Annotated in this window: 22 protein-coding genes and 2 tRNA genes; 13 read left to right on the top strand and 11 right to left on the bottom strand. The window is 67.6% G+C overall.

Annotated elements, in window-relative coordinates:
- Window positions 1–610: 610 nt before the first annotated feature.
- Complete coding sequence (locus tag BM060_RS18105) at window positions 611–1900, top strand: M18 family aminopeptidase (RefSeq protein WP_074981587.1); 1290 nt, start codon at window positions 611–613, stop codon at window positions 1898–1900.
- 304 nt (window positions 1901–2204) lie between these two features.
- Here the strand turns inward: BM060_RS18105 and BM060_RS18100 are convergent, their stop codons facing one another.
- Window positions 2205–2921 (bottom strand): UTRA domain-containing protein, encoded by a 717-nt coding sequence (locus BM060_RS18100; RefSeq protein WP_043271054.1) that lies wholly within the window; start codon window positions 2919–2921, stop codon window positions 2205–2207.
- A 349-nt stretch (window positions 2922–3270) separates the two neighbouring features.
- Between BM060_RS18100 and BM060_RS18095 the strand changes: the two genes are divergently transcribed.
- From BM060_RS18095 to BM060_RS18070, 6 genes are all read left to right on the top strand, one after another.
- A complete protein-coding gene (locus tag BM060_RS18095; RefSeq protein ID WP_074981585.1) occupies window positions 3271–4329 on the top strand; it encodes an ABC transporter substrate-binding protein in 1059 nt (352 codons plus the stop codon).
- 62 nt (window positions 4330–4391) lie between these two features.
- Window positions 4392–5201 (top strand): alkaline phosphatase family protein, encoded by an 810-nt coding sequence (locus BM060_RS18090; protein WP_074981583.1) that lies wholly within the window; start codon window positions 4392–4394, stop codon window positions 5199–5201.
- Window positions 5198–6040 carry an ABC transporter permease gene (locus tag BM060_RS18085; RefSeq protein WP_064583916.1) on the top strand — a complete coding sequence of 281 codons (843 nt, stop codon included), beginning with the start codon at window positions 5198–5200 and terminating at the stop codon, window positions 6038–6040. Before BM060_RS18090 ends, BM060_RS18085 begins: the two co-directional genes overlap by 4 nt.
- A complete protein-coding gene (locus BM060_RS18080) occupies window positions 6024–6812 on the top strand; it encodes an ABC transporter permease (RefSeq protein ID WP_074981581.1) in 789 nt (262 codons plus the stop codon). The genes BM060_RS18085 and BM060_RS18080 overlap by 17 nt, the downstream gene beginning before the upstream one ends.
- Window positions 6809–7804 carry an ABC transporter ATP-binding protein gene (locus BM060_RS18075; protein ID WP_074981579.1) on the top strand — a complete coding sequence of 332 codons (996 nt, stop codon included), beginning with the start codon at window positions 6809–6811 and terminating at the stop codon, window positions 7802–7804. The genes BM060_RS18080 and BM060_RS18075 overlap by 4 nt, the downstream gene beginning before the upstream one ends.
- Window positions 7804–8457, top strand: a complete 654-nt coding sequence (locus BM060_RS18070) for an HAD family hydrolase (protein WP_074981577.1) — start codon at window positions 7804–7806, stop codon at window positions 8455–8457. Before BM060_RS18075 ends, BM060_RS18070 begins: the two co-directional genes overlap by 1 nt.
- A gap of 255 nt (window positions 8458–8712) precedes the next feature.
- Here the strand turns inward: BM060_RS18070 and BM060_RS18065 are convergent, their stop codons facing one another.
- Window positions 8713–9675, bottom strand: coding sequence for an NAD(P)H-quinone oxidoreductase (locus BM060_RS18065; RefSeq protein ID WP_074981575.1), 963 nt, complete (start codon window positions 9673–9675; stop codon window positions 8713–8715).
- Window positions 9676–9827: 152 nt separating this feature from the next.
- Here BM060_RS18065 and BM060_RS18060 point away from each other — a divergent pair, with 152 nt between their 5' ends.
- Together BM060_RS18060 and BM060_RS18055 are read left to right on the top strand one after the other, a co-directional pair.
- Complete coding sequence (locus tag BM060_RS18060; RefSeq protein WP_074981572.1) at window positions 9828–11909, top strand: carboxy terminal-processing peptidase; 2082 nt, start codon at window positions 9828–9830, stop codon at window positions 11907–11909.
- Between the two features lie 97 nt (window positions 11910–12006).
- On the top strand, window positions 12007–13755 hold the full coding sequence (locus tag BM060_RS18055; protein ID WP_074981570.1) for a GGDEF domain-containing protein: 1749 nt from the start codon (window positions 12007–12009) through the stop codon (window positions 13753–13755).
- A 7-nt stretch (window positions 13756–13762) separates the two neighbouring features.
- On the opposite strand, the gene BM060_RS18050 is transcribed toward BM060_RS18055, so the two are convergent.
- The 7 genes from BM060_RS18050 to BM060_RS18020 all read right to left on the bottom strand — a co-directional run bounded on the left by BM060_RS18050 (window position 13763) and on the right by BM060_RS18020 (window position 17020).
- Entirely contained in the window at window positions 13763–14242 is a 480-nt protein-coding gene (locus BM060_RS18050; protein ID WP_074981568.1) for a hypothetical protein, read from the bottom strand.
- The gene (locus tag BM060_RS18045) at window positions 14239–14604 is read right to left on the bottom strand and encodes a hypothetical protein (RefSeq protein ID WP_009620544.1); all 366 of its coding nucleotides are present in this window, start codon (window positions 14602–14604) and stop codon (window positions 14239–14241) included. The genes BM060_RS18050 and BM060_RS18045 overlap by 4 nt, the downstream gene beginning before the upstream one ends.
- The gene (locus BM060_RS18040; RefSeq protein WP_074981566.1) at window positions 14601–14918 is read right to left on the bottom strand and encodes a helix-turn-helix domain-containing protein; all 318 of its coding nucleotides are present in this window, start codon (window positions 14916–14918) and stop codon (window positions 14601–14603) included. The genes BM060_RS18045 and BM060_RS18040 overlap by 4 nt, the downstream gene beginning before the upstream one ends.
- A gap of 171 nt (window positions 14919–15089) precedes the next feature.
- The gene (locus BM060_RS18035; RefSeq protein ID WP_074981563.1) at window positions 15090–15515 is read right to left on the bottom strand and encodes a YkvA family protein; all 426 of its coding nucleotides are present in this window, start codon (window positions 15513–15515) and stop codon (window positions 15090–15092) included.
- Window positions 15516–15883: 368 nt separating this feature from the next.
- Window positions 15884–16621 carry a BamJ family beta-barrel-assembly machinery protein gene (bamJ, locus tag BM060_RS18030; protein ID WP_009620550.1) on the bottom strand — a complete coding sequence of 246 codons (738 nt, stop codon included), beginning with the start codon at window positions 16619–16621 and terminating at the stop codon, window positions 15884–15886.
- A 231-nt stretch (window positions 16622–16852) separates the two neighbouring features.
- Window positions 16853–16929, bottom strand: a tRNA-Asp gene (locus BM060_RS18025).
- A gap of 15 nt (window positions 16930–16944) precedes the next feature.
- A tRNA-Val gene (locus BM060_RS18020) sits at window positions 16945–17020 on the bottom strand.
- Window positions 17021–17198: 178 nt separating this feature from the next.
- On the opposite strand from BM060_RS18020, the gene rdgC reads away from it, so the two are divergent.
- The 4 genes from rdgC (at window position 17199) to BM060_RS18000 (ending at window position 20195) form a co-directional block, all read left to right on the top strand.
- Complete coding sequence (rdgC, locus tag BM060_RS18015) at window positions 17199–18119, top strand: recombination-associated protein RdgC (protein ID WP_009620552.1); 921 nt, start codon at window positions 17199–17201, stop codon at window positions 18117–18119.
- Window positions 18120–18389: 270 nt separating this feature from the next.
- Window positions 18390–19334: a bile acid:sodium symporter family protein gene (locus BM060_RS18010; RefSeq protein WP_074981561.1), complete on the top strand. Its 945-nt coding sequence runs from the start codon at window positions 18390–18392 to the stop codon at window positions 19332–19334.
- A gap of 145 nt (window positions 19335–19479) precedes the next feature.
- Entirely contained in the window at window positions 19480–19794 is a 315-nt protein-coding gene (sugE, locus tag BM060_RS18005; protein ID WP_009620556.1) for a quaternary ammonium compound efflux SMR transporter SugE, read from the top strand.
- 191 nt (window positions 19795–19985) lie between these two features.
- Window positions 19986–20195: a cold-shock protein gene (locus BM060_RS18000; RefSeq protein ID WP_009620558.1), complete on the top strand. Its 210-nt coding sequence runs from the start codon at window positions 19986–19988 to the stop codon at window positions 20193–20195.
- A gap of 49 nt (window positions 20196–20244) precedes the next feature.
- On the opposite strand, the gene BM060_RS17995 is transcribed toward BM060_RS18000, so the two are convergent.
- Complete coding sequence (locus BM060_RS17995; protein ID WP_074981559.1) at window positions 20245–22119, bottom strand: MFS transporter; 1875 nt, start codon at window positions 22117–22119, stop codon at window positions 20245–20247.
- A gap of 732 nt (window positions 22120–22851) precedes the next feature.
- On the bottom strand, window positions 22852–23712 hold the full coding sequence (locus BM060_RS17990) for an AraC family transcriptional regulator (protein WP_074981557.1): 861 nt from the start codon (window positions 23710–23712) through the stop codon (window positions 22852–22854).
- Window position 23713: the final 1 nt, after the last annotated feature.

The raw sequence follows: 23713 nt of genomic DNA, 5'->3' as shown, positions 1-23713 counted from the left end.
CACGCGAAATCGCGGGCAGGGCCCGCTCCTACAACTCACCATGAGGCATGGCGTCCCCCGTAGGAGCGGACCTTGTCCGCGATAGCCGGACATCCCGGCGCGATTCGCGGATGAGATCCGCTCCTACGCCGCCCCACCCGCGCCATCCCCCTGTAGGAGCGCGCCTTGCGCGCGAATCGCGGGCAGGGCCCGCTCCTACAATTCACCGTAAGGCATGGTGCCCCCGTAGGAGCGGACCTTGTCCGCGATAGCCGGACGTCCCGGCGCGATTCGCGGATGAGATCCGCTCCTACGCCGCCCCACCTGCGCCATTCCCCTGTAGGAGCGCGCCTTGCGCGCGAATCACGGGCAGGGCCCGCTCCTACAACTCACCATGAGGCATGGCGTCCCCCGTAGGAGCGGACCTTGTCCGCGATAGCCGGCCGTCCCGGCGCGTTTCGCGGATGAGATCCGCTCCTACGCCGCCCCACCCGCACCATTCCCCTGTAAGAGCGCGCCCTGCGCGCGAATCGCGGACGGAGTCCGCGATGAATCCCCGCCGGCATAGCCACAACCCCGCCGCCCCCACCATTTGCGATAAACTTCCGCCCATCGTTGTCCGGAGTTTCCCATGCGTGCAGATCTCAACCAGGGCCTGATCGATTTCCTCGCGGCCTCGCCGACGCCGTTCCACGCCACAGCCAGCCTCGCCCGGCGCCTCGAGGAGGCCGGCTATCAGCGCCTCGACGAGCGCGACGCCTGGCGCACCGAGGCCGGTGGGCGCTACTACGTGACGCGCAACGACTCCTCGCTGATCGCCTTCAAGCTCGGCCGCAACGCCCCGCTGGAGCACGGCCTGCGCCTGGTCGGCGCACACACCGACAGCCCCTGCCTGCGCGTCAAGCCGAACCCGGAACTGGCCCGCAAGGGCTACTGGCAGCTGGGCGTCGAGGTCTACGGCGGCGCCCTGTTCGCGCCCTGGTTCGACCGCGACCTGTCCCTGGCCGGGCGCGTCACCTTCCGCCTGGCCGGCAAGGTGGAAAGCCGCCTGATCGACTTCCGCGCACCCATCGCGGTGATCCCCAACCTGGCCATCCACCTCAACCGCGAGGCCAACATGGGCTGGGCGATCAACGCGCAGACCGAACTGCCGCCGATCCTCGCCCAACTGGCCGCCGGCGAGACCCGCGACTTCCGCGACCTGCTCGGCGAACAGTTGCAGAACGAGCACGGCATCATCGCCGACGCCATCCTCGACTACGAACTGAGCTTCTACGACACCCAGCGCGCCGCGGTGGTGGGCCTGGGCGGCGAGTTCATCGCCGGCGCCCGCCTGGACAACCTGCTGTCCTGCTACGCCGGCCTGGAAGCCTTGCTGGACAGCGGCGACGAGCAGAGCGCGGTGCTGGTCTGCACCGACCACGAGGAAGTCGGCTCCTGCTCGGCCTGCGGCGCCGACGGTCCCTTCCTGGAGCAGGTGCTGCGCCGCCTGCTGCCCGACGGTGACGCCTTCGTACGGGTGATCCAGCGCTCGCTGCTGGTCTCCGCCGACAACGCCCACGGCGTGCACCCCAACTACGCCGACAAGCACGACGGCAACCACGGCCCGCTGCTCAACGGCGGCCCGGTGATCAAGGTCAACAGCAACCAGCGCTACGCCACCAGCAGCGAGACCGCCGGCTACTTCCGCCACCTGTGCCTGGAAAACGAAGTGCCGGTGCAGAGCTTCGTGACCCGCAGCGACATGGGCTGCGGCTCCACCATCGGCCCGATCACCGCCAGCCAACTGGGCGTGCGCACCGTTGACATCGGCCTGCCGACCTTCGCCATGCACAGCATCCGCGAACTGGCCGGCAGCCACGACCTGCGCTACCTGGCCAAGGTGCTGGGGGCGTTCTATGGCAGTGCCGAGCTGCCTTGAGGCTGCGGTTTTTCGTAGGAGCGAGCTTGCTCGCGAACGGCGTTTCCCGGGCACTCCGATGTTCGGGATGACCTCTGTTCCCTCTCCCTAACCCTCTCCCTGAAGGGAGAGGGGACCGTTCGGTGTGTTTGGGCAGTTTGAAGTCAGCCGGCAGGTACGGTGGCTACAAGCTGAAACCACCCCCTTCTCTGCACGCTTCAGGGCGGGGCGCGCAGCCGAGGGCTGGGGAGAGGGGGCGAAGGTCGGCCAAACGCATGAAGAGCCAGGTTCGCGAGCAAGCTCGCTCCTACGAAGAGCCCTCCCCTCAATCCGGCACTTCCACGCTCACATGAATGGCATCGTGCCGCCAGAACTCCAGGTCGCAGTCGATCACCCGGCCGTGCTGGTCGCGGTTGATGCGGGTGATGCGCAGCGCCGGGCTGCCCTCGGCCACCCGCAGGGCGCTGGCGGCTTCGCCGTGCAGGGCGGTGGGGACCATGTCGAAGCGCACGCGGCCGTAGCGGATGTCGTAGCGGCTGGCGTAGAGATCGGTCAGCGACTGGCGCAGGTCGTTGTCGAGGATGCCGGGGAAGTAGGCCGGGTTCAGGTAGTGCTCCACGTACAGCACCAGCCGCCCGTCCACCCTTCGTGCACGGCGGATCTGGTAGACGCTGGACAGCGCCGGCAGCTCCAGGTGCGCGCAGATCGCCGGGCTGGCCGGCAGTTGGCGCGCCGACAGCACCTCGGTGGCCGGTACCCGCTGCTGGCCGGCGACCATCGCGTGGAAGTGGCTGCGCACCAGCGGGTTGTACAGCAGCCGCGGCGGCGAGACGAACCAGCCGCGGCGTTCCTCGCGGTAGATCAGGCCCTGGGCTTCCAGCTGCGTCAGCGCCTCGCGCAGGGTGATGCGCGTGGTGTCGAACAGCTCGCTCAGGCGCCGCTCCGCCGGCAGCTTGCCGCCGGCCGGCAGCAGGCCGCTGTCGATCTGTTCCAGCAGCGCCCGGCAGATCGCCGTCACCGTCGGTAGCGCCTCGTCGCGCATGCTGTTTCCCTCTTTTGGACTAGACCAGCCCCAACCTGGGGCACTTCACCGCAACCGGCGGCAGCTTCCACTGTAGGAATCGCCGGTGACCGTCCGGTGACAATGCCATGGCAAGCAGGCCCCATGCCAGCTCCCGGGCCCGGCATAGCCCCGTCGCATCAAGGTCTTGTGCATGGTCTAGGCTGTATCCGGGCGCTGCCTGCCGAACGACCGGCCGCTGCCCGGACACGAAATTGTCATGCCCGCTTCGTAGATTGGCCTGGGTCTTGCTGATCTAGACCAGCGACGCGCCGCGCCCTCGCCGGGGCGCGGGCCCGACTGCCAAACCCGATGACCGAAGGAGCACCGAATGAAACGCTTGCTTGCTTCACTGCTGGGAACCGCGATTGCCCTGGGCAGCGCGACCGCCATGGCCGCCGAGGCCGACCTGCAGGCGCTGGAACAGGCCGCGCGCAAGGAAGGCCAGGTGAACAGCGTGGGCATGCCCGACAGCTGGGCGAACTGGAAGGACACCTGGAAGGACCTGGAGAGCAAGTACGGGCTCAAGCACATGGACACCGACATGAGCTCGGCCCAGGAGCTGGCCAAGTTCAAGGCCGAAGGCGAGAACGCCAGCGCCGACATCGGCGACGTCGGCGCCGCCTTCGGTCCCATCGCCGTGCAGCAGGACGTCAGCCAGCCCTACAAGCCGAGCACCTGGGACCAGGTCCCGGACTGGGCCAGGGACAAGGACGGCCACTGGGCCCTGGCCTACACCGGGACCATCGCCTTCATCGTCAACAAGCAGCTGGTCAAGGACGTGCCGCACAGCTGGGCCGACCTGCTCAAGGGCAAGTACAAGGTCACCATCGGTGACGTCAGCAGCGCGGCCCAGGCGGTCAACGGCGTGCTCGCCGCGGCCATCGCCAACGGCGGCGACGAGAAGAACATCAAGCCGGGCCTGGAGTTCTTCGCCCAGTTGGCCAAACAGGGCCGCCTGTCGCTGACCAACCCGGTGATCAACACCCTGGAGAAAGGCGAGGTGGAAGTCGGCATCGTCTGGGACTTCAACGGCCTGAGCTACCGCGACCAGATCGACCCCAGCCGCTTCGAGGTGCTGATCCCCTCCGACGGCTCGGTGATCTCCGGCTACACCACCATCATCAACAAGTACGCCAAGCACCCCAACGCCGCCAAGCTGGCCCGCGAGTACATCTTCAGCGACGCCGGGCAGATCAACCTGGCCAAGGGCAACGCCCGGCCGATCCGAGCCGAGCACCTGCAACTGCCGGCCGAGGTCAAGGCCAAGCTGCTGCCCAACGAGCAGTACGCCAAGGCCCAGCCGATCAAGGACGGCCAGGCCTGGGAAGCGACCTCCAAGCGCCTGCCGCGCATGTGGCAGGAAAACGTGATCATCAACATGCAGTGACGCGGCGCCGCCCCGGCCACGGCCGGGGCGCCCGTTCCGGTTTCCCAGCACAGGCAGCTACGATGTCCCGTCCCGTCATCCTGGTCATTCTCGACGGCCTCAACTACGGCGTCGCCCATGACTGCATGGGCCACCTGCAGGCGCTCTGCAACGCCGGCCGCGGCCGCCTCTACCGCCTGCAGTGCGAGCTGCCGTCGCTGTCGCGGCCGCTCTACGAATGCCTGCTCACCGGCGTCGCGCCGATCGACAGCGGCATCCTGCACAACCAGGTGTCGCGCCTGTCGAAGGAGCGCAGCCTGTTCCACTACGCCCGCGACGCCAGCCTGAGCACCGCGGCGGCGGCCTACCACTGGGTCAGCGAGCTGTACAACCGCTCGCCCTTCGACGCGGCCCGCGACCGCCACACCGAGGACGCGGCACTGCCGATCCAGTACGGCCACTTCTACTGGACCGACCACTACCCCGACTCGCACCTGCTGGCCGACGCCGAGCACCTGCGCCGCCGCCACAAGCCCGACGTGCTGCTGGCGCACCCGATGAACATCGACGACGCCGGCCACCGCCATGGCCTGAACAGCGCCCAGTACCGCAACGCCGCGCGCCAGGCCGACGTGCTGCTCTCGGAATACCTGCACCAGTGGCTGGCCGCCGGCTACCAGGTGATGGTCACCGCCGACCACGGCATGAACGACGACCATACCCACGGCGGCATCCTCCCCGAGGAGCGCGAGGTGCCGCTGTTCGTCTTCGGCGAGGCCTTCAGCCTCGACGACCAGGTGCGCCCGCGCCAGGTCGAGCTGTGCGGCAGCCTCTGCGAAATCCTCGGCGCGCCCCACGACAAGCCGGTCTGCCAAGGACTGCTGCGGCCATGAGCGCGAACCGCGGAAAGCGCCTGGCCCTGCTCTGCCTGCTGCCCTTCGCGCTGTTCTTCTTCGCCTTCCAGATCGCCCCGCTGCTGTGGGTGGCGATCAACAGCCTGCGCAGCGAGGACGCCTGGGGCCTGGGCAACTTCGCCGAGATATTCGCCTCGCCCTTCTACCTGCAAGCGATCCGCTACAGCCTGGAGATTTCCCTGTGGTCGAGCCTGATCGGCCTGGCCATCGCCGTGCTCGGCAGCTATTCGCTGCGCCAGGTGGACAGCCGCCTGCGCGACTTCGTCATGGCCTTCGCCAACATGACCAGCAACTTCGCCGGGGTGCCGCTGGCCTTCGCCTTCATCATCATCCTCGGCTTCAACGGCGCCATCACCCTGCTGCTCAAGCAGGCCGGGCTGATCGAGGACTTCAACCTCTATTCCAAGACCGGCCTGATCATCCTCTACACCTACTTCCAGATTCCCCTGGGGGTGATGCTGCTCTACCCGGCCTTCGATGCCCTGCGCGAGGACTGGCGCGAGTCGGCGGCGCTGCTGGGCGCCAACCACTGGCAGTTCTGGCGGCACATCGGCATCCCGGTGCTGACGCCGGCGCTGCTGGGCACCTTCGTCATCCTCCTGGCCAACGCCCTGGGCGCCTACGCCACCGTCTACTCGCTGACCACCGGCAACTTCAACGTGGTGCCGATCCGCATCGCCGGCCTGGTCTCCGGCGACGTCTTCCTCGACCCGAACATGGCCAGCGCCCTGGCGATGATCCTGGTCGGGCTGATGACCGTCATCACCCTGGCCCACCAGTGGCTGCTGCGGCGGAGCTACCATGTCCAGAAACGCTAGCCCGCTGTACCACCGGCTGGTGGTCTGGGCCCTGTTCCTGATCCTGCTGCTGCCGCTGGCCGCCACCCTGCTCTACTCCCTGGCCACCCAGTGGTCGGCGAGCGTGCTGCCCGACGGCCTGACGCTGAAGTGGTACCTGGCGCTGTGGACCGACCCGCGCTTCCTCACCGCCTTCGGCCAGTCGCTGCTGGTGTGCTTCGGCGCGCTGCTGCTGAGCGTGCTGCTGATCCTGCCGCTGATGTTCGTGGTGCACTACCACTTCCCGCGCCTGGACGCGCTGATGAACGTGCTCATCCTGCTGCCCTTCGCGGTGCCGCCGGTGGTCTCCTCGGTGGGCCTGCTGCAGCTGTATGCCGCAGGTCCCCTGCCGCTGACCGGCACGCCCTGGATCCTCATCGGCTGCTACTTCACCATCGCCCTGCCGTTCATGTACCGGGCCATCGGCAACAACCTGCAGGCGATCAACCTGCACGACCTGATGGACGCCGCCCAGCTGCTGGGCGCCAGCACCTGGCAGGCGGCCCTGCTGGTGGTGCTGCCGAACCTGCGCAAGGGCCTGATGGTGGCGCTGTTCCTGTCCTTCAGCTTCCTCATCGGCGAGTTCGTCTTCGCCAACCTGCTGGTCGGCACCCGCTACGAGACGCTGCAGGTCTTCCTCAACAACATGCGCAACAGCAGCGGCCACTACACCAGCGCGGTGGTGGTCTCCTACTTCCTCTTCATCCTGCTGCTGACCTGGGCCGCCAACCGCCTGAACAAGGACCGCACATGAGCTTCCTCAGCGTCGAACGCCTGGACAAGAGCTTCGGGGACACCCAGGTCTTCCAGGACATCGACTTCGCCGCCCGGCGCGGCGAGTTCGTCACCCTGCTCGGCCCCAGCGGCTGCGGCAAGTCCACCCTGCTGCGCTGCATCGCCGGGCTCACCGCGGTGGACAGCGGGCGCATCCTGGTCGACGGCCAGGACCTGGTGCCGCTGCCGCCGCAGAAGCGCGGTATCGCCATGGTGTTCCAGAGCTACGCGCTGTTCCCCAACATGACCGTGCAGCAGAACGTCGCCTTCGGCCTGCGCATGCACAAGGTGCCGGCCGCGGAGGCCGCCAGCCGGGTGGCCGAGGTGCTGGAGATGGTCGAACTGGGCCAGTACACCGCGCGCTACCCGCACCAGCTCTCCGGCGGCCAGTGCCAGCGCGTGGCCCTGGCCCGCTCGCTGGTCACCCGCCCGCGCCTGCTGCTGCTCGACGAGCCGCTGTCGGCGCTGGACGCGCGCATCCGCAAGCACCTGCGCGAGCAGATCCGGCGCATCCAGCAGGAGCTGCAGCTGACCACGGTGTTCGTCACCCACGACCAGGAGGAGGCGCTGACGCTGTCCGACCGCATCGTGCTGATGAACGCCGGGCGCATCGTCCAGAGCGGCGACGCGGAAACCCTCTATACCGCGCCGGCCGACGCCTTCGCCGCCGGCTTCATCGGCAACTACAACCTGCTCGACGCCGAGCAGGCCGGCCGCCTGCTCGGCCGGCCCTTCACCGGGCAGGTGGCGATCCGCCCGGAATCCCTGCGCCTGAGCCTGGACGCGGGCGACGGCATCGCCGCCCAGGTGCTGTCCCACAGCCTGCTGGGCAACGTCATCCGTTACCGGGTGCGGGCCAACGGCGTCGAACTCACGGTGGACGTGCTCAACCGCAGCGCGGAACGCCTTTATCCGGCCGGCAGCCAACTGGCGCTGGCGATCGATCATGAAAGCATCCGGGAGGTGGCCTGATGGCCCTGGTGATCTTCGACCTTGACGAAACCCTCATCGACGGCGACTGCGCCAGCCTGTGGAGCCGGCGCATGGCCGAGCTGGGCTGGGTCGACGGCGAATCCTTCATCCGCCGCGACGCCGAGCTGATGGCGCGCTATGCCCTGGGCGAGCTGTCGATGGAGGCCTACATGGCCTTCAGCCTGGAGCCCATGGCCGGGCGCAGCGTCGAGGAAGTGGAGCGGGAGGTGGAGGCCTACGTCGAGGACGTCATCGAACCGCTGATCTACAACGACGCCTGCCGCACCCTGGCGCGCCACCGCGCCGCCGGCGACAGCCCGCTGGTGATCTCCGCCTCCGGCGTGCACCTGGTGCAGCCGATCGCCGAGCGCATCGGTATCCAGGACGTGCTGGCCATCGACCTGGAGGTAGTGAATGGCCACTACACCGGCCGCACCCAGGGCGTGCTGACCTACCGCGACGGCAAGATCATCCGCCTGCTCGACTGGCTGGGCGGCGACGAAAACCCGCTGGCCGCCGCGCACTTCTATTCCGACTCGCGCAACGACCTGCCGCTGCTGCACCGCGTCGGCAACCCGCACACGGTCAACCCCGACCCGGTGCTGCGCGGCGAGGCGGAAAAGCACGGCTGGGAAATCCTCGCCTGGCGCTGAGGACGCGCCTACAGAAGTACCGTCGTAGGATGGTGTTGAGCGAAGCGATACCCATCGCCACGACAGCATGGGTTTCGCAAGCTCAACCCATCCTACGAAGAGCACCTCTGCGCAAGACAGGTGCTCCTACACCTCCAGGAAAGCACGGTCGTAGGAGCGGACTCCGTCCGCGATATGCCGGAGCCGGCCCGTCGGCCGGATCGCGGATGAATCCGCTCCTACGGATTCGAGGGAAACACCGTGCGGAACCGCACGTCAGGCCAGGCTCTCGTCGACCAGCAGCACCACCTTGCCCTGCACCTGGTTGCTGGCCAGGGCCTCGAAGGCCTGCTCGGCATCCTTGGCGGCGAACTGGCGTTCCAGCCGCGGCTGCAGCTGGCCGCTGGCGAACAGCGGCCAGACGCGGGTGCCCAGCTCGGCGATCAGTTGCGCCTTGAAGTCGGCGTCGCGGCTGCGCAGCGTCGAGCCGGCCAGCTGGATGCGCTTGCCCAGCAGCAGCGCCAGGTCCAGTTCGGCCTTGCGTCCGCCCATCAGGCCGATGACCACCCAGCGGCCGTCCTGGCGCAGCACCTGCAGGTTGAGCGCCGCGTAGTTGGCGCCCACCGGGTCGAGGATCACGTCGAAGGGCGCGAAGTCGCGCAGCGATTCCAGTCCCTCACCGCGCAGCACGCCGCCCTCGGCGCCCAGAGCCTCGCAGTAGGCCAGCCGGTCGGCGGAGCCGACGCTGACCCAGCAGGGGCTGCCGAAGGCCTTGCACAACTGGATGGCGGCCGAGCCCACGCCACTGGCGCCGGCGTGCAGCAGCACCTTCTCGCCCGGCTGCAGGCCAGCCAGCTGGAACAGGTTGAGCCAGGCCGTGGCGTACACCTCCGGCAGCCCCGCCGCTTCGGCCAGCGACAGGCCGTTGGGCACCGGCAGCACGTGGCGGGCGTCGACCACCACTTCCTCGGCCATGCCGCCGCCGGCCAGCAGCGCGCAGACGCGGTCGCCCACCTGCCAGGTGGCGCCGGCGCCCACTTCGCTGATCACCCCGGCGCATTCCAGGCCGAGCACGTCGCTGGCCCCCGGCGGCGGCGGGTAGAGCCCGGCGCGCTGCAGCAGGTCGGCGCGGTTGAGTCCGGCGGCGGCCACGCGGATGCGCACCTGCCCAGCCCCGCAGGTCGGCGCGGCGCGCTCGGCCCACTCCACCCGCCCTTCGATACCTTGCAATGCGTTCACGCTACCTCCATAGTGCTTGCACGGCCCGCACCACGTCGGTCGGGCCTTTCTCTTCGCTCGTCGCGCCAGAGCCCAATCTCGACAAGCTTGGAACCCGGCGACGCCAGATACGGCCTAATATGCGTCATAACTCCGCACCCAGTCGATTAAGCATGAAGCGATTTCTGCCCCGCACCGCCCTGCTGTTGGTCCTCGGCGCCAGCGCCCTGTCCTCGTTCGCCGCGCCCTCCGCCGGCCAGAACTCCTGGGACGGCCTGCAGCCGGACCGTGACCAGGTGATCGCCAGCCTCAACATCGTCGAGTTGCTCAAGCGCCATCACTACAGCAAGCCGCCGCTCAACGACGACCGTTCGGCGAAGATCTACGACGCCTACATCAAGGCCCTGGACCCGTCGCGGATGTACTTCACCGCCGGCGACATCGCCCAGTTCACGCCCTGGCGCACCCAGTTCGACGACTTCCTCAAGAGCGGCGAGCTGGACCCCGGCTTCACCATCTACAAACGTCACCTGGACCGCCTCAAGGAGCGCCTGGACTTCGCCCTGGCGATGCTCGGCAAGGGCGTCGACAAGATCGACTTCAAGGTCGACGAGAGCCTGACCATCGACCGCGAGAACGCCGCGTGGGCGAAGAACGGCGCCGAGCTCGACGACCTCTGGCGCAAGAAGGTCAAGGACGAGGTCCTGCGCCTGAAGATCGCCGGCAAGGACGACAAGGCCATCCAGGAACAGCTGACCAAGCGCTACAAGAACCAGCTGATGCGCCTGGAACAGACGCGCAGCGAGGACATCTTCCAGGCCTACATCAACGCCTTCGCGCAGACCTACGACCCGCACACCCAGTACCTGTCGCCGGACAGCGCGGAAAACTTCGACATCAACATGAGCCTCTCCCTGGAGGGCATCGGCGCCGTGCTGCAGAGCGACAACGACTACGTCAAGGTCGTGCGCCTGGTGCCGGCGGGCCCGGCGGAGAAGAGCAAGCAGATCGCCACCTCGGACAAGATCATCGGCGTCGCCCAGGGCAAGGGCGAGATGGTCGACGTGGTCGGCTGGCGCCTGGACGAGGTGGTCAAGCTGATCCGCGGGCCGAAGGGCTCGCAGGTGCGCCTGGAAGTGATTCCGTCCACCAACGCGCCGAACGACCAGACCAGCAAGATCGTCACCATCACCCGCGAGGCGGTGAAGCTCGAAGACCAGGCGGCGAAGAAGTCGGAAATCACCCTCGACCACGACGGCCGCAACTACAAGCTCGGCGTGATCGACGTGCCGGCCTTCTACCTGGACTTCAAGGCCTACCGCGCCGGCGACCCGAACTACAAGAGCACCACGCGCGACGTGAAGAAGCTCATCGGCGAGCTGCAGAAGGACAAGGTCGACGGCATCGTCATCGACCTGCGCAACAACGGCGGCGGCTCCCTGCAGGAGGCCACCGAGCTGACCGGCCTGTTCATCGACCAGGGCCCGACCGTGCTGGTGCGCAACAGCGACGGCCGCGTCGACGTGCTCAACGATGACGAGGGCCAGGCCTTCTACACCGGGCCGATGACCGTGCTGGTCAACCGCCTGTCCGCCTCGGCCTCGGAGATCTTCGCCGGCGCCATGCAGGACTACCACCGCGCGCTCATCGTCGGCGGCCAGACCTTCGGCAAGGGCACCGTGCAGACCATCCAGCCGCTCAACCACGGCGAGCTGAAGCTGACCCTGGCCAAGTTCTACCGCGTCTCCGGGCAGAGCACCCAGCACCAGGGCGTGATCCCGGACATCAGCTACCCGTCCATCGTCGACGACAAGGAAATCGGCGAGAGCGCCCTGCCCGACTCCATGCCCTGGGACACCATCCGCCCGGTGCTGTCGGCGCAGAGCGACCCGTTCAAGCCGTTCCTCGACCAGCTGAAGACCCAGCACGACTCGCGCACCGCGAACAATGCCGACTTCGTCTACGCCCGCCAGCGCCTGGCCCTGGCCCAGGAGCTGATGAAGGAGAAGACCGTCAGCCTGAACGAGGCCAAGCGCCGCGCCCAGCAGAGCAGCATCGAGGGCCGCCAGTTGGCCATGGAGAACGCCCTGCGCAAATCCAAGGGCCAGGAGCCGCTGAAGGAGCTCAAGCAGGAAGACGACAACGCCCTGCCGGACGACGACAAGACCAAGCCGCAGGACGACGCCTACCTCACCGAGTCCGGGCACATCCTGCTGGACTACCTGACGCTCAGCTCGGCGGTAGCCAAGCACTGAAAGAGCGGAGTCGTCACGAAACAGTCATGACTCAGTAGTGAAATGCGCAAGGGCCGGGAGACCGGCCCTTCGTCTTTTCACCCCACAGAGAACCGTCATGACCGTCACCGAGCAGTTGAGCGCGCTGGCCCAGATCATCGCTCACGGCGACCTGCATTGTCTGTTCCAACCCATAGTGTCGCTCTCCGAGCGGCGCCTGGTGGGCTACGAGGCCCTCACCCGCGGCCCCTCCAACAGCCCGCTGCACTCCCCCCTCACGCTGTTCAGCACCGCGCGCCACGCCGGCCGCCTGAGCGAGCTGGACGTGCTCTGCCGGCGCCGCGCCTGCCAGCGCTTCCACGAGCTGGGGCTGGGCGGCAAGCTGTTCCTCAACGTCGCCCCCGAGTCACTGCTGGACCCCAGCCACCAGCCCGGCCGTACCCTGCAGTTGCTGCAGACCCTCGGCATAGCGCCGGGCGACGTGGTCATCGAGCTGACCGAGCAGGCGCCCATCGAGGACTTCGGCCTGCTCGACACCGCGCTGCACCACTACCGCGCCATGGGCTTCTGCATCGCCCTGGACGACCTAGGCGCCGGCTACTCCAGCCTGCGCCTGTGGTCGGAGCTGCGCCCGGACTACGTGAAGATCGACCGCCACTTCATCGACGGCATCCACCAGGACGGCGTCAAGCGCGAGTTCGTTGGCTCCATCCTGAAGATGGCCCACGCCTCCCGCGCCCAGGTGATAGCCGAGGGGATCGAATTGCCGGAGGAACTGGCGGTGCTCTCGGAGATGGGCGTCGACCTGGTCCAGGGCTACCTGATCGGCCGCCCGCAGGAACAGCCGGTGCGCGAGGTCCGCGGGCTGCTGCCGGACCTCGACCGCACGGACGCCCTGCACGGCGAGGAACAGGCCGACCTGCGCCCGCTGTTGCTGGAACAGCCGGCGGTGGGCCGCGATACGCCGATCGCCGAGGTACTCGAAGCGTTCCGCGCCCAGGCCAACCTGAACGCCCTGGCGGTGCTCGACGAGCACCAGCAGCCGGTGGGCATCGTCCACCGCCACGCTCTCTCCGATGCCCTGCTCAAGCCCTTCGGCACCGAGCTGTACGCGCGCAAGCCGATCAGCCGGCTGATGAGCGAGGACTTTCTCGCGGTGGAGCGCAGCCAGTCGCTGCAGCAAGTCAGCCGCCTGCTCACCAGCCGCGCGCGGCAGCGCATCGAGGAAGACTTCATCATCACCCAGGGCGGCCGCTACCTCGGCCTGGGCCGGGTGATCGACGTGCTCAAGCTGATCACCGAACTGAAGATCCGCCAGGCGCGCTACGCCAACCCGCTGACCCTGCTGCCGGGCAACGTGCCCATCCAGCAGTGCCTGGGCCGCCTGCTGCAACAGGAGCGCGAGGCGGCGGTGTGCTACGTCGACATCGACAGCTTCAAGCCCTTCAACGACCTCTACGGCTACGCCCGCGGCGACGAGGTGCTGCTGTGCCTGGCGCAATGCCTGAGCGACCGGGTGGACCCCGGCTGCGACTTCGTCGGCCACATCGGCGGCGACGACTTCATGCTGGTGTTCACCTCCGGGGACTGGCGCAACCGCCTCAACCAGTTGCTGGAGGACTTCCAGGGCCAGTGCCGGCGCTTCTACAACCAGGAGCACCTGCAGGCCGGCTGCTTCGTCGCCTACAACCGCCGCGGCCAGCGCCAGGAGTTCCCGCTGCTGTCGCTGTCGGTGGGCGTGGTGCACCTCAAGCCCGGCGCCGGCGAGCGCCTGGACGCGGCGCAACTGGCGAGCATCGCCTCCGAGGCCAAGCGCCACGCCAAGGAAGTGCCGGGCTACAGCCGGCACGTCATCACGCTGGAATAGAAGCCGCTCAGAGTCCGAGACGCGCAGCCACGGCCTGGTAGCGTTCGGCTTGCTCGGCATCGGCGGCGAGGCCTTCGGCCCCGTCGCGATAGAGCTCGGCCAGGCGCCGCGCGGCCAGCGGATGACCGGCCTCGGCGGCCTGGGCCCAGTGGCGCGCCGCAGCGGCGCCGTCCGGCTGCCGCTGCGCGCTGCCCTGCAGGGCCTGCACGCCCAGTTGGTAGGCAGCCTTGGCATCACCGCCGGCAGCCGCCAGGGCGAGCAGGCGCAGGCCCTCCTCGCGGGCGCCGAAACCCTGGCCGCGGAACAGCAGCAGGTGGCCGTAGAAGCTCTGCGCAGCCACGTCGCCGAGGTTGGCCATGCGCGAGAACTGCCCCTGCATCCACTGCCAGGCGCGCGGCTGGCGGACCAGCCAGGGCCAGCCCATCAGGCGTCGCGCCACGGCGTAGGACAGGCGGGCGCGCAGGCGCCAGACGAACTCGCGGCTCACGGCTCTTCCGGATAGTCGAATTCAAACACCCGCACCACCTCGGCGGCATGCCAGCCCGCCGCCGCCGGGCCGTCAGAAGCGCCGGAGAAGCGTCCCAGGCGCTCCACGCACTCGAAGAACCCGGTGCGCGGCAGGCGGCTGGCGCCCTGGCTGATCACCAGCGAGCTGCGCAGCGGCCGGCCGGCGCGGGCATCGAGCTGCGCCAGGTGTTCCAGGGCCGCGGTCAGGGTGGTCATCGCCGGAGTCGGCAGTTGCAGGCGCTCGATCAGCGCCCGGTAGGTCAGCAGGTGGCGCTGGCGGCGCGCGTCTTCCAGCTCGTCCAGCAAGCCCTGCCAATGCTTGCGGCTGATATGCACGCTCAAGATGCCGACTCCGACTTCGCTCCCAGTGCGCGACGCAGGCCGTGCTCGATGGCTTCGCTGACCTCGCGTTCGCCGCTTTCGATCATCCCCAGGTAGGACGGGCTGATCCCCACCTCGCGGGCCACGCTCTCCAGGGACAGGCCACGCGCCTCGCGCAGTTCGCGCCAGGAGGCGGTCGGCGCCGCCACCGTGACGGCAGCCGCCGGGGGCTGGGCGGCGCGGGCGCCGGCAGCGGCCAGCAGCGCCTGGTAGTCGGCCCAGGGAAGCACGGCGTACTCCGCTTCGCCGTCTCGCGTGATCACTTGCACATTCATCGACAACACTCCTTGCATGCCGGCATTTCAACGGGCAATGACGGCAACCACTGGCGCCTGCCCAGCATTCCGACCTTTCACAGTATCGCCCATGAAACGCCGCTCGGCCTCATCGGGCGCATCATCGCGCTTGGCATCGCGACGCCGCGCACGGTTCGCGTGGACGGCAATTCAGCCGCGCGCCGGCCGCTCCGGCCCCGGCAGCAGCGCCAGGGACTGGCGCGTCTCGCGGCTCTGCGCGTCGCGCCAGAGCTTGAAGGCATCCAGCTCGGACTGCCAGTGGCGCACCACCCAGGCCAGCACCGCCAAGTCGTCCAGCAGGCCCACGCCGGGCAGCCAGTCGGGAATCATGTCCAGCGGCGAGAGGAAATACAGCAGCGCCGCCACCACGGCCAGCAGCGCCCTGGGGTTGAGCTGGCGATACTGCCCGCGCACGGTGGCCAGGGCGAGTTCCTGCAGCAGGCGCAGGTCGGCCTTGACCAGCTTCAGGCGCGCGCTCTTACGCGCCACGGCGAACAGCAGCGCCGGTACCCGGCCCCGGGCAAGAAAGCGTTCGGCCAGGGCCAGATAACGGTCGAAACCGGCGGGTTTCTTCATCGGGCACCTCGTCCCGGCGGTGTCGCCGGGGGACGTTTGGGTTATCCACCTTTCCTGTGGATAACTCTGTTGAAAGTATCCGGTCTCCGCGCCGGAAAGCCCGTCGCCAGCGGCCTACAGACAGATCGGCGATTTTTTGTTCAGCTCGGGAAACCTTATAAAAATCATACAGTTGCGGCTATTCGATATCACCCTTCGCTGTCAAGCACCGGCCGTAACCACGGCTGCGACATATATGTGCATAAGGGTAACATCCCGCACCAGACTACGCCCTTTCCGACCGGCTGGTCAGCCGCGGGGCAGCGCCATCTTCCTGCAGAAACAGGAACGCCCCGCACGAGCGGGGCGTCCTCTTGGTACGAATGTACTCAGTTCTGCGCCGGGGCTTGCGGCTGCTCGCCGCCGGCCTGGTTGGCGTCCTTGATGCCCAGCAGTTCCAGGTCGAACACCAGCACCGAGTTGGCCGGAATGGTCGGGCTCGGGCTCTGCGAGCCGTAGGCCAGTTCGCTGGGGATGAACAGCTTGATCTTCTCGCCCACGTGCATCAGTTGCAGGGCTTCGACCCAGCCCGGGATCACGCCGTTGACCGGCAGGTCGATGGGGCTGCCGCGCTGGATGGAGCTGTCGAACACGGTGCCGTCGGTCAGCTTGCCCTCGTAGTGCACGGTGACCACGTCGGTGGCCTTGGGCTGCGGGCCGTCGGCCTTCTTCACCACTTCGTACTGCAGGCCGGACTTGGTGGTGACCACGCCTTCGCGCTTGCCGTTGTCCTCGAGGAACTTCTTGCCGGCCTTGAGGGTTTCCTCGCTCAGCTTGGCCATGCGCTCCTCGGAACGCTTCTGCAGGTCGGTGAACGCCTGGGTCAGCTCTTCATCGGTGACGCGCTGCGGCTTCTTGCCGATGGCATCTTCGATGCCCTGGGCGACGGCCTTGGAGTCCAGATCGTTCATGCCTTCCTGGGCCAGGCTCTTGCCCATGTTCAGGCCGATGCCGTAGGAAGCCTTCTGCGCCGACGTCTTGAGCTCCACATTGGCAGCCTGCTGATCGCAGCCCGCGAGAACCAGGCCGACCAGTGCGATCGCTGCCGCCAACCGATGTTGTTTCATGCTGATTCCTTGTCTGATTGCCATGCTGGCATTTCGATGAAACCGCGAGCTTATCAGGGCGCCGCGGCCAATGGCTATGGGCAATAGGAACCACTGCCGGGGGATAAGTTCCCACGGCAAACTTATAGAAAAATTAACAGGATAGGCGTTGCGAACGGCGTCGCACGCGGGCCTTTTCCGGAGCCGGAAAAGACAAAGCCCCCAGGCATTTCTGCCTGAGGGCTTGGAATATGGCGCAGCGGACGGGACTCGAACCCGCGACCCCCGGCGTGACAGGCCGGTATTCTAACCGACTGAACTACCGCTGCGTCGGACCTCGAGTTTGGTGGGTGATGACGGGATCGAACCGCCGACCCTCTGCTTGTAAGGCAGATGCTCTCCCAGCTGAGCTAATCACCCTTCACTCTCGAAGTGGGGCGCATTCTACGGAGGCATTCGCACCCTGGCAAGCCCCCGCGTGAAAAATTTTTTCTGCCGTTCCAAAGGCTTAGGAAAACGCCGGCGAAACGCCATGGGCTTGGCCTGGACCGCCGCTGTGGGAATAATGCAGTCCTTTGTGTCCGGGAGTTTGACCCTCATGTGGTTCCGTAACCTGCTCGTCTACCGCCTCACCCAGGATCTGCAGATCGATGCCGATGCCCTCGAGAAAGCCCTGGCCAGCAAGCCGGCGCGCCCCTGCGCCAGCCAGGAACTGACCACCTACGGCTTCACCGCGCCCTTCGGCAAGGGCCCCGACGCCCCCCTGGCCCACGTCAGCCAGGGCTTCTACCTGATCAGCGCGCGCAAGGAGGAACGCATCCTCCCCGGCAGCGTGGTGCGCGATGCGCTGAAGGACAAGGTGGACGAGATCGAGACCGCGCAGATGCGCAAGGTCTACAAGAAGGAACGCGACCAGCTCAAGGACGAGATCGTCCAGAGCCTGCTGCCGCGCGCCTTCATCCGCCGCTCCTCGACCTTCGCGGCGATCGCCCCGGAGCTGGGCCTGATCCTGGTCGATACCGCCAGCGCGAAGAAGGCCGAGGACCTGCTCTCCACCCTGCGCGAGGCCCTCGGCTCGCTGCCGGTGCGCCCGCTCAGCGTCAAGGTCGCGCCCAGCGCCACCCTCACCGACTGGGTGAAGACCCAGGAAGCCGCCGGCGACTTCTTCGTGCTGGACGAGTGCGAGTTGCGCGACACCCACGAGGACGGCGGCGTGGTGCGCTGCAAGCGCCAGGACCTGACCAGCGACGAGATCCAGCTGCACCTGTCCTCCGGCAAGCTGGTCACCCAGCTGGCGCTGGCCTGGTCGGACAAGCTCAGCTTCGTGCTCGACGACAAGCTGGCGATCAAGCGCCTGCGCTTCGAGGAACTGCTGCAGGAGCAGGCCGAGAAGGACGGCGGCGACGACGCCCTCGGCCAGCTCGACGCCAGCTTCATCCTGATGATGCTGACCTTCGGCCAGTTCCTGCCGGCGCTGTTCGAGGCGCTGGGCGGCGAGGAAATCCCCCAGGGCATCTAAGAACCAGCCCACGATCTGCTGCGCGTCGGCATAACTGCGTTGAAAACAGGCGAGTGATGCTCATTTAGCGGACTAAACTCGAACGCGAGCCCGGTGCCTCCCTCGCCTGTTTGACTCGCTGCGCTCGCCCTTCGGGCCAGCCTTCGGCTGTTACTCCCGTTGGTCGTTGCGCCTTGTTCTGCTCTAGCTCGCGAGATCGTGAACAGGTTCTTCAGAAGGTCGGCGCCCCACATGGCGCCGGCCCGACAATAACGACAAGGATCACCGTCCATGCGCGCCATCGCCTTGCTGAGCCGCTTCGTCGGCAACACCTTCGCCCTCTGGGTACTGCTGTTCGCCGTGCTGGCCTTCCTCGCGCCGCAGTGGTTCCGCCCGCTGGCGCCGGCGATCGTGCCGATGCTCGGCATCGTCATGTTCGGCATGGGCCTGACGCTGAAGCTGGAAGACTTCGCCGAAGTGGCGCGCCACCCCTGGCGCGTGTGCCTGGGCGTGGTCGCCCACTTCGTCATCATGCCCGGCGTGGCCTGGCTGCTGTGCCAGCTGCTGCACCTGCCGCCGGAGATCGCCGTGGGCGTGATCCTGGTCGGCTGCTGCCCCAGCGGCACCGCCTCCAACGTCATGACCTGGCTGGCTCGCGGCGACCTGGCGCTGTCGGTGGCTATCGCCGCGGTGACCACCCTACTCGCCCCGCGGCTGACCCCGGCGCTGATCTGGCTGCTGGCCTCGGCCTGGCTGCCGGTGTCCTTTGCCGAGCTGTTCTGGTCGATCCTCCAAGTGGTGCTGCTGCCCATCGCCCTCGGCGTGGTCGCCCAGCGCCTGTTCGGCGCACGGGTGGGCAAGGTGGTGGAAGTGCTGCCGCTGGTCTCGGTAGTGTGCATCGTGGTGATAGTCGCGGCGGTGGTGGCGGCCAGCCAGGCGAAGATCGCCGAGTCCGGCCTGCTGATCATGGCCGTGGTGATCCTGCACAACAGCTTCGGCTTCCTCCTCGGCTACCTCGCCGGGCGCGTCTTCGGCCTGCCCCTGGCGCAGCGCAAGTCGCTGGCCCTGGAAGTCGGCATGCAGAACTCCGGGCTTGGCGCGGCCCTGGCCAGCGCGCACTTCTCGCCGCTGGCGGCGGTGCCCAGCGCGTTGTTCAGCGTCTGGCACAACATCTCCGGGGCCACCCTGTCGAGCTGGTTCCGCCGCCTGACGGACAAGCCCGAACAGACCTCCTGAAACCTGCCGGCCCGGGCGCGACGCCGGCACAGGTTGCCGCCCGGGCCAGATTGTGCAAAATACTGCACATCGTGAGGACGACCTCACCACCGCCAGGTGCACCGACGGGGACGGCCCTGCCCATCAGTCATCCCGGAGGTCTCCCATGTCCTGGTTCATCCTTTTCCTCGCCGGCCTGTTCGAAGTGGCCTGGGCCGTCGGTCTGAAATACACCGAAGGTTTCACCCGCCTGTGGCCCAGCGTGCTGACCGCGCTGGCCATGGCCGCCAGCATCGGCCTGCTCGGCCTTGCCATGAAACACCTGCCGCTGGGCACCGCCTACGCCATCTGGACCGGCATCGGCGCGCTGGGCACGGTGACCCTCGGCATCCTGCTGTTCGGCGAATCCGTCGCCCCGCTGCGCCTGCTCAGCATCGCGCTGATCCTCTGCGGCCTGGTCGGGCTGAAGTTAAGCCATTGAAATCGGCATGTCCGTCCTGTCGCTTTCCCGGAAAAGTCCCGGTATGCTGCGGCAACTGTGCTTGCCAGGATCGTCACGGCTGATGACCTGAAGGCGGCGACGCTCTTCGTTCGGCCCGGCCCACACCTTGCAACTCAGAACAGGCGGCGGTAACGCCGTGCAGCAAACCACAACGTTCAAGGTGTAATTCCATGTCGAATCGTCAGACCGGCACCGTCAAATGGTTCAACGATGCCAAGGGCTTTGGCTTCATCACCCAGGAAAACGGTGGCGACCTGTTCGTTCACTTCCGTTCCATCCAGGGCAATGGCTTCAAGTCGCTGCAGGAAGGCCAGAAGGTCTCCTTCATCGTTGTAGAAGGCCAGAAAGGCCTGCAGGCGGACGAAGTTCAGGTCATCTGAACCTCGCGCCCCTGTGAAAAAGCCCCGGCTCTGCCGGGGCTTTTTCGTTTCAGCGGGCGTTGCCGCGCAGGTCCGCCACCTGCGCCTGCAGGTATTGGCGCCCAGCCTCCTGCGGCGGCAGCGGCTGCCCCGCCACCAGGCGCACGCGCGACCAGAAGCGGCGGAAGAAGCCCTTGTCCGGGTCGCGGCTGAAGAAGCTGCCCCACAGGCCCTGCAGCGCCATGGGGATCACCGGCACCGGGGTTTCCTCGATGATCCGCTCCACCCCGCCGCGGAACTCGTTCATCTCGCCGTCGGCGGTCAGCTTGCCCTCGGGGAAGATGCACACCACCTCGCCGTCCTTCAGGTACTGCGCCACGCGGCGGAAGGCCTCCTCGTAGATGCGCTCGTCCTCGTGGCGCGCGGCGATGGGCACGGCGCCGGCGGTGCGGAAGATGAAGTTGAGCACCGGCAGGCGGAAGATCTTGTAGTACATCACGAAGCGCACCGGGCGGCGGATGGAGCCGGCGATGAGCAGCGCGTCGACGAAGGACACGTGGTTGCACACCAGCACCACCGGGCCCTCGTCGGGGATGGCCTCGAGGTTCTGGTGGTCGACGCGGTACATGGAGTGGCTGAGCAGCCAGACCAGGAAGCGCATGGTGAACTCGGGCACGATCTTGAAGATGTACACGTTCACCGCGACGTTCATCAGCGACAGCACCAGGAACAGCTGCGGGATGCTCAGCTTGGCCACCGACAGCAGCAGGATCGAGACGACGGCGGCGACCACCATGAACAGCGCGTTGAGGATGTTGTTCGCGGCAATCACCCGGGCCCGCTTGTCCTCCTCGGTGCGCGCCTGGATCAGGGCGTACAGCGGCACTATGTAGAAGCCGCCGAAGATGCCGATGCCGAGGATGTCGCCGAGCACCGCCCAGCTCTGCGGGTGCTCCAGGACCTCCAGCCAGGTGAACGGCGCGGCGCCGACGGGGAAGCCGCCGCTGTGCCACCACAGCAGGATGCCGAACAGGCTCAGGCCGATGGAGCCGAAGGGCACCAGGCCGATCTCCACCTTCTTGCCCGAAAGCTTCTCGCAGAGCATCGAGCCCAGGGCGATGCCTACCGAGAACACGGTGAGGATCAGCGTCACCACGCTCTCGTCGCCGTGCAGCAGCTCCTTGGCGTAGGTGGGGATCTGCGTCAGGTAGACGGCGCCGAGGAACCAGAACCAGGAGTTGCCCACCAGCGAGCGCGACACCGCCGGGCGCTGGCCGAGGCCCAGGCGCAGGATGGCCCAGGACTGCTTGAAGATGTTCCAGTCCAGCTGCAGTTGCGGCAGCGCGGCGGCGGCGCGGGGAATGCCGCGGCTGGCCAGGAAGCCGCAGATAGCCACCAGCACCACGGCGATTCCCACCGCCGGGGCGTAGGCCTGGCGCGACATCAGCACGCCGGCGCCGATGGTGCCGGCGAGGATGGCCAGGAAGGTGCCCATCTCCACCAGGGCGTTGCCGCCGACCAGTTCGTCGTCGCGCAGGTGCTGCGGCAGAATCGAGTACTTCACCGGGCCGAACAGCGCCGAGTGGGTGCCCATGGCGAACAGCGCGAGGAACAGCAGCGGCAGGCTGCCGAGCAGGAAGCCCGCGGCGCCGACCAGCATGATGACCACCTCGGCCAGCTTCAGGGCGCGCATCAGCGCGTCCTTGTTGAACTTCTCGCCGAACTGCCCGCCCAGGGCGGAGAACAGGAAGAACGGCAGGATGAACAGCAGGGCGCAGAGGTTGACCAGCAGGTTGCGGTCACCGCCGATGCTCAGGTGGTAGAGGATCGCCAGGATCAGCGACTGCTTGAAGATGTTGTCGTTGAAGGCGCCGAGCAGCTGGGTGATGAAGAACGGCAAAAAGCGCCGGGTGCCCAGCAGGGCGAATTGCGAGTGTTGGCTCATCGTCCGTGTGTACCTGGTCAGGCGACCCCGAAAGCGGGCCGGGAGGACGCCGCGGCGTCCGTCGCAGATTTGACTGCAACTGCGATGCCTCTGGCCACATCCACGGGCAAAAATTCCGAATTGCCTCTCGCATGACCGGACAGGCCGGGGCGAAATCGCGGATGAGATCCGCTCCTACGCCGCCCCACCCGCGGTGTTCCCTTGTAGGAGCGCGCCCTGCGCGCGAATCGCGGGCAGGGCCCGCTCCTACAGGTTGCACGGTATTCCTCCCCCGAGCGGACCTTGTCCGCGATAGCCGGAACCCCCGGCGCGATTCGCGGATAAGATCCGCTCCTACGCCGCCCCACCCACGCCATTCCATGTAGGAGCGCGCCCTGCGCGCGAAATCGCGGGCAGGGCCCGCTCCTACAGGTTGCACGGTATTCCTCCCCCCGTAGGAGCGGACCTTGTCCGCGATAGCCGGAACCACCGGCGCGATTCGCGGATAAGGTCCGCTCCTACGCCGCCCCACCCGCACCATTCCATGTAGGAGCGCGCCCTGCGCGCGATTTCGCGGGCAGGGCCCGCTCCTACAGGTTGCACGGTATTCCTCCCCCGTAGGAGCGGACCTTGTCCGCGATAGCCGGAACCCCCGGCGCGATTCGCGGATAAGATCCGCTCCTACGCCGCCCCACCCGCACCATCCCATGTAGGAGCGCGCCCTGCGCGCGAAATCGCGGGCAGGGCCCGCTCCTACAGGTTGCCGGGTGGCAGGCCGGAGCGTCCGCAGGCCAGGCGGTATTCCCCCGGCGCCACGCCGTAGGCCTGCTTGAACTGGCGGCTCAGGTGGCTCTGGTCGGCGTAGCCCAGTTGCGCCGCCACCGAGGCCGGCGCGCAGCCGCCCTTGAGCAGGGCGCGGGCCTGTTCCAGGCGGCGTTGCTTGATCCAGGCGTGGGGCGGCAGGCCGGTGGCCTTGCGGAACACCCGGGCGAAATGGAACGGCGACAGGTTCACCGCCGCCGCCAGTTCTTCCAGCGACGGCGGCTCGACCAGCCGGGCCGCCAGCAGCTCGCGGGCACGGGCCACCGCCTGCGGTTCCTGGCCGGCCGGGCGCGCCTCGGGCACCCGCGCGTGGCGCTGGAACAGCAACAGCAGCGCCTCGCGCCAGCAGGTCTGGCGCTCCAGGCTGCTGGCGTTGGACTCCAGCAAGCGGTGCACGTGCAGGAAGGCCCGGCTCAACTCGGGATCGTGCAACACGCTGGCGTCGAAGGTCGGCAGGCCGCGGCCACCCAGCTCCAGCTCGTCGAGCACGCTGCCGACCTGCCCGATCTCCGGATAGAAACCACGGTACAGCCAGCCCGCCTCATGGGCCTTGGAGCCGGTGTGGACCTCATCGGGATTGATCAGCACCAGGCTACCGCTGGGCGCCAGGTGCTCGGCGCCACGGTGGCGGAAGCGCTGGGCGCCCTGCTCGATCAGCACCAGGGCGAAACCTTCGTGGACATGGGGGGCGAAGCGCTGCTCGATGAAGCGCGCGTGCAGCAGCTCCAGGCCGCCCAGTTCCTGGGCCCGCCAGAAGCGCGTCTGCTCGCCATGGGCGCTATCGAGGGGCATG

The organism is Pseudomonas citronellolis, from assembly GCF_900112375.1.
Taxonomy (GTDB): Bacteria; Pseudomonadota; Gammaproteobacteria; order Pseudomonadales; family Pseudomonadaceae; genus Pseudomonas; species Pseudomonas citronellolis.
This window is presented reverse-complemented; position numbering and strand designations above follow the sequence as displayed.